The following is a 14,290-nucleotide window of genomic DNA, read 5'->3' as shown; positions in this document are numbered from 1 at the left end:
AAAGTAAAAATTGAAAAATGTGATGCCCTTCGCTGATTTTTGACTTGAAAACCCAAAATAAAAAAAGAGGCTGAACTCTTTTGAGACAGCCTCTTGCAGTTTATCATCAAAAACTGATTACTTTTTCTTTTCCGCCACTTTGCTAACCTGACGTTGTGTATCGTAAACAATCGGGGTTGCAATGAAGATGGACGAATAAGTACCCACCAGAATACCCACCAACAACGCGAAGGTAAAGCCCTGAATAGAAGTACCGCCAAACAGGAAGATGGCCAACAACACCACAAAGGTAGAAAGCGAGGTACTGAACGTACGGCGCAATGTTGAGTTCATCGCTTCATCAATATTCAATTCGCGATTTCGTTTTGGATGGATATGCAAATATTCGCGGATGCGGTCGTATACCACCACTGTATCGTTAATCGAATAACCAACAACCGTCAGGATTGCAGCAATAAAAGCCTGATCAATTTCTAGCGAAAATGGCAACAACCCTTTGAACAGAGAGAATATCCCAAGTACAATAATAGAGTCGTGCGCCAAAGCACCCACCGCACCCAGACCATACTGCCAGTTGCGGAAACGCAGCAAGATGTAAAGGAAAATAATAATCAGCGCGAAAGTGATCGCGATCATTGCGTCTTTCTTGATATCGTCAGAAATGGTTGGTCCCACCTTTTGCGAGCTCATCCGGTAGTTCGTGTCAAAATCTTGCATGCTAACCTCACTACCAATGTATCCCGCTTTCTTAAGACCATCAAGCAGCAACTGTTCTACTTCAGCATCCACATCATCGGTCATTTCGTCGATTTTATACAGCGTAGTGATTTTCACCTGGTTGTTGCCACCAAATGTTTTCACCTCAGGGGCTCCGCCATAAACGGCTGCCAGGGCGTCTCCCACTTCGGCCACTTTCACATCCTGATCAAAGCGAACCACATAGGTGCGGCCCCCCTTAAAATCGATGCCATAGTTAAATCCGCGGGTGAAGATCGACAACAGCGAAATGATAATCAAAGCACCAGAAACGATGTAAGCCACTTTCCGTTTCTCCAGGAATTTGATATTGGTATTTCTCAACCAGCCGTCAGTCATTTTGGAAGTGAAGGTGATCGACTTGTTTTTGTCGAGCTTCCGCTCAAAAATCAAACGGGTCAGGAAAATCGCCGAGAACAACGAGGTAAAGATACCGATGATCAGGGTTGTAGCGAAACCTTTGATCGGGCCGGAACCGAACAAGTACAAAACAATACCGGTCAGCAAGGTAGTTACCTGCCCGTCGATAATCGCGGAGTAGGCATTTTTATAACCATCAGCAATCGCAAGTTTCAAGCCCTTTCCGGCTTTAATTTCTTCCTGAACACGCTCATAAATCAGCACGTTTGCATCAACCGACATACCGATAGTCAACACGATACCGGCAATACCGGGCAAAGTCAGCACAGCCCCGATCGAAGCCAAAACCCCGATTATGAAGAACAAGTTGGCAAGCAGGGCCAGGTTAGCGGCCAAACCGGCTTTTTTGCTGTAGAAGAACAACATATAGCCCAACACCAGCAAAAAGGCAATGGCGAACGACCACATCCCGCTGTTGATAGCTTCCTTACCGAGTGACGGTCCAACCACTTCTTCCTGGATGATGTGTGCGGGGGCAGGCATTTTACCCGATTTCAGGATGTTTGCCAAGTCTTTGGCTTCTTCTACCGATTCCAATCCGGTAATGCTTGAACGTCCGCCAGTAATTTCACTGTTAACGGTAGGATAAGAACGCACATAGCCATCAAGCACAATAGCAATGGATTTTCCAATATTCTCTTTCGTCAATCGAGCCCAGGTTTTAGCACCTTCCGAGTTCATCGTCATTGAAACTTCCGGGCGGCTTCCAAATTGCTCATAGTCCTGACGGGCATCCACGATCGCGTCGCCGTCAAGCGGGGCGCGCCCGTCGCGGCTGGTCACTTTAATAGCAATCAACCGGTAGAAATTTTCACCCTCATCAATTGCTTTCGACGTCCATTTAAAAGCCAGATTGCGCGGAACAACAGCTTTCACCTGAGGCAGGGCCAAATAGCTGTTCACGGTAGCAGTGTCTTTAAAATGAGCCGTACCCACTACTGGCCCGGGGTACAATTGCCCGTCAGGAGTGGTGCTAGGAGTCAACACCGAAAACAAGGGAAATTCCTTTTTCATATCGGCCAGGTTGTCAACAGCGGTTGAATCGGCTTCACCACTTTGCAACTCGCCTAACAAACTATCTTCATCAGTAGCAGTTGTATCGGTCGCTTCGGCCGCAATTTCAGCAGGTTCCTGAGCTGTCAACGACTGTACTTCTTTCACTTTTTGATTGATTTGCATCAACACCGGATAAACCTCATTATTTTCATAGGTTTCCCAGAATTCGAGGGTAGCCGTTCCCTGCAACAGTTTGCGGACACGTTCGGGGTTATCAACACCGGGCAACTCCACCAAAATACGACCGCGGGTTTGCAGTGGCTGCACATTGGGCTGGGCCACCCCAAAACGGTCGATACGGGTGCGGATAATATTGAACGAGTTGTCGATTGCCGCGTCGGTTTCTTCGCGAATCACCTGCAACACTTCGCTGTTGGTAGAGTTGTATTTCACTTTTTCCTTCAGCTCCAGGGTATTGAAGATGGCTGCCAGACGAGCATTCGGGTCAATTTCATTGAAGGCACGTCCAAAAAGTGTCACAAAATCATCCTGACTGTCGCGTTGCAACTGGGTAGCACGGGCAATTGCAGCATTGAAGGTGGTATCGGTGCTGTAATTGGACAGTGATTTGATCAGGTCAACCACCGACACTTCCATGGTAACGTTCATCCCACCTTTCAGGTCAAGACCCAGGTTCATCTCCAGGGCTTTCACATCCTTGTAGGTATATTTCTTCATGCCCAAAAAGTTGTAAACGGTCTCGCCCGAAATTGAATCCAGGTAGAACAACTCTTTCATTTTATCGCCTTGGGCATACTCACGCGCATCTCTCTCAACTTTGCGCGCTACGTAGGTAAAGGCTAACTGATAAACACAAACCAATGCCAGCAAGATGGCAAAAGCTCTGATTAATCCTTTGTTTTGCATTTGTTAAAAATTTTATGTGTTTGTTTAAGTTGAATCAACTAAAATCGATGGATTCTCCCCATCTGAAAAAACTACAATTACCTCATCGAAGGCAATCAGCAAAAATTAAGCAGCTAAAGAATGGTCATCCGGGCAGGAATGGTGGCAGAAGTTAAATTTCATGAAATGGGCCGTCAGCAGGAAAGGCTTGCGCTCGTTCAGCGATTCGGCCTGCAATAAATGAAAAGCCCGGTAATTGTGGTACTGCGACAAAAATTGATTTTGACTGGCAGCGAATATAAAGCCGGTGAAAAGCTTGTCAACCCCGGTGCGCATTTTAAAGCTGTTTACCGGGTTGAAGAAGAACATGCGCCCAGCTTCCAGGTTGTGCGATTCGGAACGGGTTTGGTGCTCTACGTCCAACTGAACGGAACCTTCATGAAAAGCATCGAACAAAACGGCAGCGAGAATCACTGCTACAAACAGCAGCAGACGGCAGACCAATTTTTTCGATATGTGTTTTCTTCGGTTCATTTTTACAACAGCTCGCAAATATATCTTTTTTTGGAAAAACCTGACAGGCAAGCAACCTATTTTAAAGCAGTTCGTCTTCGATTTCCAGACTTTCGGGTTGGAACGAACTGCCTTTGAGACGGAACATCCGTTTTTATTTGACAATTTTGGGCGGTTTCCGCAAGAAAGTTATTTTTCCGTGTTGATAGTCGATGCAGCAACCATAGGTTTTCAGCACATCGCTGCCCAGCAGGCCGGCAATTCGAATATCCCGGTATTTCCGGTAAATTTCATTAACATGGGTCAGGTCGATCAGCGCAACTTTCAGATCTTTAACTTTCACCCGGCCAAATTTCAACCTTCGAATCCGGCCAACGCGGGTTTCTACCATGCCGACACTGATGCCGGCACTTTGATATTCTTCATCGTTTTTTGCCTCTACCAATTCGTAATAATCCTCCAGGTTGCTGTCGAACACCGTTTTGGACGCGCCGGTGTCCACAATCCAACAGGCAGGTTTTCCGTCATCGAGCTCACTTTTAAGTACCAGATGAAAGTTTTGCTCCTCCAGCTCAATCAATTCCAACGGCAATTCGATGGTACGTGGCATCATGCTGATTATTCTTTTCATAAAAAATGCCCCTGCAACTGCAGAGGCATTAAATATAGTGCAATATTTGGTTTTTCGCGAACGCCTAAATTATAGAATATTCATTCCGTCCAGAATGTCCATCACTCCTTTTACCGCCGTGGCCGATTCATTCAATAAAGCCTTTTCCTCTTCGTTCAGCTGAACTTCGATGATCTCTTCCACACCGTTTTTTCCCAGTTTTACCGGAACACCAACGAACATGTCATTCAATCCGTATTCGCCTTCCAGTTTCACACAGCAGGGGAAAATGCGTTTTTGGTCCATCACGATCGCTTCAACCATTTGAGCTGCAGCAGAACCAGGAGCATACCAAGCCGAAGTTCCCATCAGGTTTACCAATTCGCCACCACCATTTTTGGTGCGTGTGATGATTTTGTCCAAGGTATCAGCATCAATCAATTCGGTAACAGGAATACCCGATACAGTGGTGTAACGAGGTAGTGGCACCATGGTGTCGCCATGTCCGCCCATCAACAGAGCCTGAATATCGCGTGGAGAAACATCCAGCGCTTCGGCCAGAAACGCGCGGTAACGGGCTGTATCCAGCACACCGGCCATACCCATTACGCGGGCTTTGGGGAATTTGGCAGTCACGTACGAAGCATAAGTCATTACATCCAACGGATTGGAAACGATGATAATTTTTGCTTCAGGTGAATATTTCACCACGTTCTCAGTAACACTTTTAACGATTCCGGCATTGATTGAAATCAGATCATCGCGGCTCATGCCCGGTTTACGCGGCACACCCGAGGTGATCACAACAACCTCAGAACCGGCTGTTTTTGAATAATCGTTAGTAGAACCTGAGAGGCGGGTATCGTAATAATTAATGGGTGCTGTTTGCCACAAATCCAGCGACTTTCCTTCTGACAAACCTTCTTTAATATCAACCAGCACAACTTCCTGAACAATGTTCTTCTCAGCGACAATCTGAGCACAAGTTGCGCCAACATTACCAGCACCAACAACTGTTACCTTCATAATTATTTATTTTTGGTTTTAAGAAATTTAAATGCGCAGACAAAGATAAAATGTATTTCGAAATAGCCTAAAAATATGTCGCTGCCTTAACAATTTAATAACTGATTGATAAAGCTTTCGCTACGTCGCTCAACCCCCAAATCATTACACACAGGCACCTCTTTTTTACAAACTTATTTTATTCCCGAATCCGGGCTTTCGGATTAAAATGAAATGACGCTTTGACGAACCAATAATAAAGTTACCAAACCAAGGCGCGTTTTCGCGAATCCCAATGTCCGGCACAAAACAGCCTTAGCTTCCAACATCATCCGCGGCCGGTTCGTACAACAGCAACCGGTCTCCTTCCTCCAGTCCTTTTAACACGACAACATTTTCCTGGTCTTCTGCTCCCAGCTCAACGGGCTGGGGTACTATTTCTCCTCCTCTCTTCAGGTAAACAATCGGGCTTTGTCCATTTTTAAAAACCGATTCCAGCGGAGCGAGCAACACATTCGTGTAACTTTCAACGACAATATCGTTGTTGCAGGTCATGCCGGGCTTCAGGTCCGGATCGGCATGATCGAAACGGATAATCACTTTGAATACTTTCATGTCAACACCACTTTTATCTTCGCCCATGTTGGCAATTTTGACCACTTTTCCCGAAAAATTCTTTTCTGGTAACGCATCCACTAAAATACGGACTGAATCGCCCAGACTGATTTTGGTGATGTCGATTTCTTTGATGTAGGTTTCAACAATGGCCGACGACATATCGGGCAAGGTAGCCAGCGTGGGCATCCAGTTACTGATCCGGCTGTCCTTGGTTAACTTTTTACCTAGAAAGTCTTCAGCAATCATCACAATACCATCTCCGGGAGATGTCATGCCCAATACCCCCAAAGCCTGCTGAAATTTGTCAATGAGTTCCTGCAGGCGCTCTACCCGCTCTTCATTTCGGATAATCCGAACCTTCAGCCTATTTTGTGTCAGTAAATAATCCCGCTTCTTTTTATCCAGTTCAATTTCTGCTTTTTGATAGGCCATTTGCGCCTTTCGTTGCTGAACGCCCGATTCAAATTTCGACATGTCCAGGTCGATTTGCTTGTACTGCAAATCCAGCCGCGCGTTGATAATTTCTTCGCGCCTTCCCGTGAGGGTCACGGCACTGTCGATCACCGCGTTCTTGAGGTCGGCATCCACGCGCTCCATTTCGGTCATGCGTTCGCGCATGTTATTCATCAACTCACTGGGATCCAGCTGCGCGATAAAGTCACCTTTCTTAACCCGCTTCCCTTCTTCTACCAGATCATTAATTTTGTAGCTCCACACCCGCAACTGGTTATCCTGCAACACATCGGGCAGTTCAATTTTGATGGAGTTTTCGCCTTGCACCTCACCTCTTCCGGGCACCACCGCCACGAGAGTTCCGCGTCTGACCAGCTGCGAGCTGCCAGCGGTTGTGCCGCCCAGCCACAAAACCAACAAAACGGCAAAGGCCATAACCGCCGCTAATCCGATCAGGATTGATTTTCTATGTTTTTTCATGGCAATCATTTTTCAAGCAATTTATCATACTCGGCTGACAAGGTCTCCTGTTCCGCAAAATCGAACAAGGTTTTCATGCGCAACGTGTAGTAATAGTTCCAGTAACGCCGCACTGCATTGATGTATGAACGGCGGGCAGTTTCCAGATCGTTGCGGGCAATGTTCAGTTTCACCACATCCACTTTGCCAATCATGAAACGCTGCAACGTTACCTCGTATCCTTTCCGGGCTACCGTGTCGGCCAATCCGGCAGTTTTTACCTGCTCTGCCTGCAGGTTAAATTCAATCACATCCTGAAACAGTTGCTGTTCAAAATCAATCCGTGCCTGCTCAATCGTGGCTTTTACCACCTCTCGGTTATACTCGGCCATCTGGTAACGTCCTTTTCGACGGCCCCAATCCACAATCGGAACGCTGACCCCCATCCGAAACCGCTGACTGTTATCCGGATTTTTATAAACTTCGGAAAGCTCCTCCGACGACTGATCCAACCCGTACAGCGCGAATACAGTGGTGTTGAACCCAGCTTCCGACTTAGCTTTGGCCACCGTTTCGTCCTGCTCCAGCAAACGCTGCTGATGCTCCAGGCTGATGGGATTATTTTCAAGCGCCTTCCCGATAGCATCACCCGCGCTCACTTGGATTTCGGGTATTTCAGCCGGAATGAGGCAATCGACCACCGTATTTTTGTCGAGCGCGAGAAAAGAATTCAGGTCGGCCTGCGTACGTTGAACTTCCGATTTCGACTCGTTCAGCGATTGCTTGGCCTTCAGCAGGTTCAGTTCCAGGGTGAGCAATTCGTCCTGGGTAACCGTCCCTACCTGAAACCTCCCTTGCCCAAGCCGGTATAGAGTATCAGCACTGGCCAGGTTATTTTCAGCAATATTCAACTGAATTTGTGCATCCACCAGGTTGAAAAATTTTCCCACTGCTTTTATCGACAGCGATTCGCGCGATTCAATCAAATCCCGCTTGGCCTTTTCGAATTTTAACGGCTCAATTTTAGCTTCCCATTTCAGCGCGTTGTAGCCATTCAGGCTTTGCTGATAACCGATACTGATGGGTGTGGATTGGTAACTGTTGTTTTGGCTGTCGCCCAGGTTACGCACCATGCCCAAGTCCGAACGTAAAAAAAGACTGCCCCCCGTTAGGGCCACATTTTGGTTTAGCGACAGGCTAAAATCGGAGTTCAGGTATTCGCGCTGCACATATTCTTCCTGGTTGGTTTGAAAATTGTACTCGCGGTTACGGTAGCGGTTAAAATCGATGGGCGTGGCCGACAACGACAAACTAGGCAATCGGTCGGCCTTATAATAACGGTATTCCCAATAACTGGCCCGGTACATATTTTTAATACGAAAGGCATCGATCGAATTTTGCGATGCCATCTGAATAACATTCTCCAGAGTCAGTTTCAGCATTTTCTCCTGAGGAAAGGCAGTAACGGAAAGGCTGGCAAGCAGGAACAGAAAATATATTCGTTTCATGAAAGGATCATTTATATGGTTTGAGTTTCTGGCTGTTAAATCGTTTGTAAAAAAGATATTTATTGCCGTAAGGATTCCACAGGATCTTTTTCGGCCGCCTTTTTGGCCGGCAAATATCCAAAAGAGATTCCCACGAGGGCCGAAACCCCGAAAGCAATCAGGATACTGAAAAAAGAAACGATGGTTTTGATATCAAAAATCATGGTGATGGCTTTTGACAGGGCAATCCCGAAAATGATGCCGATGATTCCGCCGGTGACACTGATGAGGGTTGACTCGGCCAGGAATTGAGCAACGATATCCTTGCGCGAAGCGCCAATCGACTGGCGAAGGCCAATCTCGCGGATACGTTCCAAAACCGAGGCCAGCATGATGTTCATAATCCCGATGCCGCCCACAATCAGCGAAATACCGGCAATGGCGCCCAGCACAATGTTGAAAATATTTTTGGTGCGTTGTTGTTGTTTCAGTAAAAGTTCGGGAATGGTGACTTCAAAATCGTACAACCCGGAATGGCGCCGCAGCAACATTTTCTTAATCACATTGGCCGTAACACTCAGCTGCTCGGTTTCCTTCACCTGAATGATGATTTTGCTGAGCTGGTTGATATCCGGATCGGTATCCATCTCGTCTTCGCTTTGCTCCATTCCGCCAATAATCACGACGCCCCCTCCATTTCCACCTTTATTGGAATTGACTTTTTCAACCTCGTCGGCACGGATCAGCGAACGATCCTTGAACCGCAGCAACAGGGTTTGCACCGGAACAAATATTTTGTTGTCGGAACTGCTGATACCCATCTCATCCGATGCCGAAGCTGTGAAATCGCGCCGCTCAGCCACGCCGATAATTTTCAGCCAGATTTTTCCACACTTGATGTATTTTCCCACAGGATCGTCTTGTTTGAAAAAGACCGTTTTGATATTATCCCCGATCACACAAACCGGCTGGCCTGTTTTATTCTGATATTCATTAAAAATTTCACCTTGCTGAAGATTGATATTGAACAGTTCGAAGTAATTCTGATTGGTCCCCTCCAGCACAACCGGTGTACTTTTGCCATCAACCATCGCCGAATAGCTGAATGAAACGACCGGGCAAACTTTGCCAACCGTTGGAATTACCTGTTGGATGGCTTCGGCGTCGAGCAACGTCAGCCCTTTGGAGAATTTTTTGCTGCCTGCTTTATCGCCATCATTGTTGTTGCCGCTTTCGCCTACCACAAACTCCGACGGGGAAACAATGATATTGTTGACACCCACCATTTTAATTTGCTCCAGGATTTCATGTTCGGCCCCATTCCCAATGGCCATCATACTGATGACGGCAGCCACCCCGAAAATAATCCCAAGGGCCGTTAGCAGCGATTTCACCTTGTTGGCAAAAATGGCTTCAATAGCAATTATTATATCGTGTAAATAATGTTTAAATATCATTCGATGTTGAATTTAGATAATAAAGATTAGCGGATGATCATACTGCCCGTTACGCCGACAGGCATTCCACCAGCGGGTTGTTTCGCTTTGGCCCTGTCCGCTTCGAGGCGTTCCTGCTCGGCTTGTTTCTTCTTCTCTTCCTTTTCCTGTTTGATTTCGAGATAAATATCCAGCCCTTCAACCGGTAAATCGGCGGCGCCTTCGGGCTCGTTCAAACACACCTCGTCGCCTTCGCTTAATCCTCTGGCTACCAACACAAAGTTCTCGTTTTCCTCACCCAGTTTGACAACCTGACGCACCAAACCGCTACGCAGCAAATACACAAACTGCATGCTGTCGTTTTCAAAAACGGCATCCGCCGGAATACTAAGCGTATCGGGGTAAGTATTGGTATAAATAACATTACTGGTAGTCATGGCTGGCTTCAGGTCCTTGTCTTCACCAAAAACTTTGATTTTCACCTCAAAAACTTTGGCATCGCTGTTTGGCATAGTCTGCCCGATGTTGGCAATCGAAATTACCTCGCCGGTCATCTTTTTATCTGGAAAAGCATCGATGCCAATTTCCACACGCTGGCCCTCTTTCACTTTCGATATATCGATCTCGTTGATGAAAGTCCGCGAAATCAGGTTCGACATATCCGGGATCGTCGCTACAGCGCCGTTTCCGCCAACATCGGAACCAACTTTGGTAGTGCCCCAGGGATTTTTAATGTAAGTTACAATTCCGGCTTTGGGTGAGGTTATGGTCAGCGAACGGTATAATTCTTCCAGACCTTCGTAGCGCTCCTTCAGTTGGCGAAAGCCGATAAACTGCCTGTTCACCTTGTTCTCTTCCTGCTGCCTTTTCAATTGGTAAGCATTCAGTTCCTGCTCGTGCTTGCGTTCGGCCTTGTCATAATCCATCTGTGCTTTTTTCTGGATGGAGGGCGATTCGTAGATCGACTCGTTCATGATGATCTTCTTCTCCTCCATATCCAGCAGGGCATTGGTAATGGCATCGCGCTGGTTTGACAAATTCAGGTTCGAGTCAATCTTAGCGTCCTGGTACTCCGTATATGCCTTATCCATTTCATCCTGAACATTTTTTATTTGCTCCTGAACGGCTTCGGGATCGAGCCGGGCAACAAAATCGCCCGAATCGACATAGGTGCCTTCTTCCACCAATTCGGTGATTTTCAGGCTCCAAATTCTTAAGCTGCGATCGCTCAATTTAGCCGGAACCGGAATATTTTCTTTATTCTCCGATTCAATTTGGCCCGAAGAATAAACTTTCACTTTGAATTCGCCGCGCTGAACCGTAGAGGTAATAATCGGGCTTTCGTGCTTATTTGAACGAAAGGCAACAATAAAAACAAGCAGAACAACGGGAATTAAAACGAGCAATAAATTTTTTCTGTTTCTCATGTAAAAATTGCTGATTTAGTGGAATTTACTGGATATGTATAGTATTAAAAAAATCGCAGATCATCAACCTTCATTTTCAGATTCGTCCGGTAAACCGAGCTTCATCAAAACATTAAAACTGGCTGACCGAGGAAACGATGGATCGAGTCCTGTTTTCAAAATATCTTTTGTTAAATGCAGTAATTGTGCCAAAATAAAACCCGGCACACAGCCGGGTTTTATTATTTTATATGTTTTTGAATATCTTTTATAAGTTTTTTGGCCAAGGCATCTGCCCCTTCCGGCGAGGGCGACTCCGAATAAATACGGATTATCGGCTCGGTATTCGACTTTCGCAAATGGACCCATTCATCGGAAAAATCAATTTTTACCCCATCAATGGTGTTCACCTGTTCGTGCTTATATTGTTCCTGTATTTTCTCAAGAACCTTGTCAACATCAATTTCCGGTGTCAGCTCAATTTTGTTTTTCGAGATGAAATAATCGGGATACGTTTTCCGAAGTTCAGAACATTTCCCTCCAAATTTGGCCAACTGAGTGAGAAACAAAGCAATACCCACCAGTGCGTCGCGTCCGTAATGCAGTTCAGGGTAAATAACGCCGCCGTTTCCTTCGCCACCAATCACCGCACCGGTTTCCTTCATTTTGGCCACCACATTCACCTCTCCAACGGCCGAAGCGGCATAGCTCCCACCATGCTTTTGGGTGATCACCCGCAAGGCCCGGCTCGACGACATGTTGGAAACTGTGTTGCCCGGTGTTTTCGGCAGAACATAATCAGCGATAGCCACCAGTGTGTATTCTTCGTTAAACATGCTCCCGTCTTCACTAATGATCGACAAGCGGTCAACATCGGGGTCAACTACAAAGCACACATCCACATACTGTTCTTTCACCAGACGGCAGGTTTCCACCAGATTTTCCGGCAGCGGTTCAGGCACATGGGCAAACTCGCCGGTCGGCTCAGCATTGATCGGTACAATACGCTTCACCCCTAACGATTCAAGCAAGGCAGGAATGGCAATACCGCCAACCGAGTTCACCGCATCAAATGCCACCGAGAAGTTGGCTTCGCGAACGGTATCAATATCAACCAAGGGAAGTTTAATGATAGAATTAATGTGCACTTGTGTATAATCTTTATGGCTGATTTTCCCCAACTCATCCACTGGTGCAAAGCAGAAACTTTCTTCTTCGGCATATCCCAGAATGGCTTCACCTTCTTCTGAGGAAATAAATTCGCCCTTGGCATTGAGCAGTTTCAATGCATTCCACTGTTTCGGGTTATGGCTGGCCGTGAGGATGATGCCGCCATCGGCCTGCTCACCGGTTACCGCCATTTCGGTAGTTGGCGTGGTGGCCAGCCCAAGATCAACAACATCGCAACCCATGCCCGAAAGGGTAGCACACACCAGCGCGTTCACCATCTCACCCGAGATACGGGCATCGCGTCCAACAACCACTTTCTGTTTATTCGATGAGGAAACACTTTTCATCCACTTGGCATAAGCTGCCGTAAATTTAACAACATCCAACGGAGAAAGACCCTCTCCGGGAAAACCACCGATGGTTCCGCGAATCCCGGAAATTGATTTTATTAATGTCATATTTTGATTTTTTAAAACAGATTTACATATAATTCAGGTATTTCTCAACCAACTCTTTAAATTCCTGATTCTCGCCGTACGTTTTAAAATTGGTACTCCAATCCTTATCATTAAACGAACGTAGTTTTTGAATAGTCCGATCGATAATTGCCTTTGGAAAGATTTGATCGGCCTCGAAAGCAAGCCGGTGCTGTTCCAAGGCATCGGCCGAACCGACGCAGGAGGCCGGAAGTTTTGCAAATTGCTTTGAATGGCGTGATGCATCGGCATCAAACCAATTCTCATCCGTAAAATAGGCATCTGCTTTTTTGATGGCTTCGTTGTCGGTAAAACCATGCAACATCGCGACGATAAGCGCTGCTGAGAACAAATATGGATTGGCCGATCCATCAGTTCCGCGGTATTCGATTGTCTGCCGCGAAGAATAATCCACCGGCTTTTCATCAGGCTGTTGATTGGCATGGGTGGCCAGGGTTCGGCCATTGTTCCACCCCAGGGGAACCCTCACCAAGGCCGAGCGGTTATGCTGTCCCCAACAAACATGTTGCGGTGCTTTCTGCCCGGGCATCAGCCTCAGATAGGACACCGGGCTGGTATTGGCAAATGCGGTCAAAGCCGGGGCCAAATCCAGAATCCCGCTGATCATTTTCAAACTGATGGGCGTCAGTTCACCTTTTTCAACCAGCGTATTTCGCCCGTTTTGTTCGGTCAAAAAATGAAAATGCATCCCATTTCCAGGTTGATTGATCGATATTTTTGGGATGAAAGTCACTTTTACCTGGTATTTATGGGCCAGCATCCGCAGTATCCACTTGGCCACGACCAACTGATCTGATGCATCTTCGGGATCAACCGGCGAAAACTCCAGTTCATGCTGATCATAAATCTGACCGGATTTGGAAAAACGCCCGGCTTCGGCGTGACCAAAACGGATCCTGCCGCCACAACGGGCTATCAATTTCAGGGCTTCCACCCGGAGCTGCTCATTGATATTAAAAGGTTCTGCCCGATGATAACCTTCGCCTTCACTTTCCCCTTCCTGATATTTATCACTGATGACGTAGTATTCGAGTTCTGCCATCATTTTTACCTGCATGCCCGTAGTTTTGCGAAATTGGGCCAGCGCTTTCCGAAGAATATATTCAGGCGAGCTTTCCAGAGGTTCACCATCAGCTCCGTAAAATGAGCAGAGAATATCAACAGCCGGTATTTTTGAAAAGGGATTCAAAAAGGCGGTTCGGTAACGCGGAACCAAGTACAGATCACTCTGATTGGGAGGCAAATGCGAAAAGATCGTGCTCCCATCTACCCGTTCGCCCGACCTGAGCAACATTTCCATCTCCGCCCGATCGTTCACCATAAAATTGATGGTTTTCAGCTTTCCATCCTCTGCCATATACCTGAAATTGAGCATCTCAATCTCCCGTTCTTCCATGTACCGGATAATATCTTCGCGCGTAAAAGATGACGCTGGCTTCTGAAGATATTGCACTAACTGGTTTGGATGCATCTGCATAATCTGACAAACTGGTTTATCCCTCAAAATTACGCATGTGATGCGGATTAAAAAACTTTCACCCTCAAAGAGTGGCAATAA

At 46.6% G+C, this 14,290-nt stretch carries 10 protein-coding genes; all 10 read right to left on the bottom strand.

The window, feature by feature from the left end:
• Positions 1 to 117 precede the first annotated feature (117 nt).
• The 10 genes from secDF to N2K84_RS12970 all read right to left on the bottom strand — a co-directional run bounded on the left by secDF (position 118) and on the right by N2K84_RS12970 (position 14,209).
• The gene (gene secDF / locus N2K84_RS13015; RefSeq protein WP_282592259.1) at positions 118 to 3,099 is read right to left on the bottom strand and encodes a protein translocase subunit SecDF; all 2,982 of its coding nucleotides are present in this window, start codon (positions 3,097 to 3,099) and stop codon (positions 118 to 120) included.
• A 105-nt stretch (positions 3,100 to 3,204) separates the two neighbouring features.
• Positions 3,205 to 3,612, bottom strand: coding sequence for a hypothetical protein (locus tag N2K84_RS13010; protein ID WP_282592258.1), 408 nt, complete (start codon positions 3,610 to 3,612; stop codon positions 3,205 to 3,207).
• A 133-nt stretch (positions 3,613 to 3,745) separates the two neighbouring features.
• The gene (locus tag N2K84_RS13005; RefSeq protein ID WP_282592257.1) at positions 3,746 to 4,204 is read right to left on the bottom strand and encodes a retropepsin-like aspartic protease; all 459 of its coding nucleotides are present in this window, start codon (positions 4,202 to 4,204) and stop codon (positions 3,746 to 3,748) included.
• A gap of 87 nt (positions 4,205 to 4,291) precedes the next feature.
• Complete coding sequence (gene mdh / locus N2K84_RS13000) at positions 4,292 to 5,227, bottom strand: malate dehydrogenase (protein ID WP_282592256.1); 936 nt, start codon at positions 5,225 to 5,227, stop codon at positions 4,292 to 4,294.
• A gap of 294 nt (positions 5,228 to 5,521) precedes the next feature.
• Positions 5,522 to 6,757: an efflux RND transporter periplasmic adaptor subunit gene (locus N2K84_RS12995; RefSeq protein WP_282592255.1), complete on the bottom strand. Its 1,236-nt coding sequence runs from the start codon at positions 6,755 to 6,757 to the stop codon at positions 5,522 to 5,524.
• A 5-nt stretch (positions 6,758 to 6,762) separates the two neighbouring features.
• On the bottom strand, positions 6,763 to 8,244 hold the full coding sequence (locus N2K84_RS12990) for a TolC family protein (protein ID WP_282592254.1): 1,482 nt from the start codon (positions 8,242 to 8,244) through the stop codon (positions 6,763 to 6,765).
• Positions 8,245 to 8,303: 59 nt separating this feature from the next.
• Positions 8,304 to 9,680: an ABC transporter permease gene (locus tag N2K84_RS12985; protein ID WP_282592253.1), complete on the bottom strand. Its 1,377-nt coding sequence runs from the start codon at positions 9,678 to 9,680 to the stop codon at positions 8,304 to 8,306.
• 26 nt (positions 9,681 to 9,706) lie between these two features.
• A complete protein-coding gene (locus N2K84_RS12980) occupies positions 9,707 to 11,086 on the bottom strand; it encodes an efflux RND transporter periplasmic adaptor subunit (protein WP_282592252.1) in 1,380 nt (459 codons plus the stop codon).
• 221 nt (positions 11,087 to 11,307) lie between these two features.
• The gene (glmM, locus tag N2K84_RS12975) at positions 11,308 to 12,693 is read right to left on the bottom strand and encodes a phosphoglucosamine mutase (RefSeq protein ID WP_282592251.1); all 1,386 of its coding nucleotides are present in this window, start codon (positions 12,691 to 12,693) and stop codon (positions 11,308 to 11,310) included.
• Between the two features lie 22 nt (positions 12,694 to 12,715).
• The gene (locus tag N2K84_RS12970) at positions 12,716 to 14,209 is read right to left on the bottom strand and encodes a glutamine synthetase family protein (protein WP_282592250.1); all 1,494 of its coding nucleotides are present in this window, start codon (positions 14,207 to 14,209) and stop codon (positions 12,716 to 12,718) included.
• Between the last annotated feature and the right edge of the window lie 81 nt (positions 14,210 to 14,290).

Source organism: Gaoshiqia sediminis (genome assembly GCF_025907915.1).
Taxonomy (GTDB): domain Bacteria; phylum Bacteroidota; class Bacteroidia; order Bacteroidales; family Prolixibacteraceae; genus Gaoshiqia; species Gaoshiqia sediminis.
Note: the sequence above shows the minus strand (reverse complement) of the source record. Positions and strands in the feature narration are given on the sequence as shown.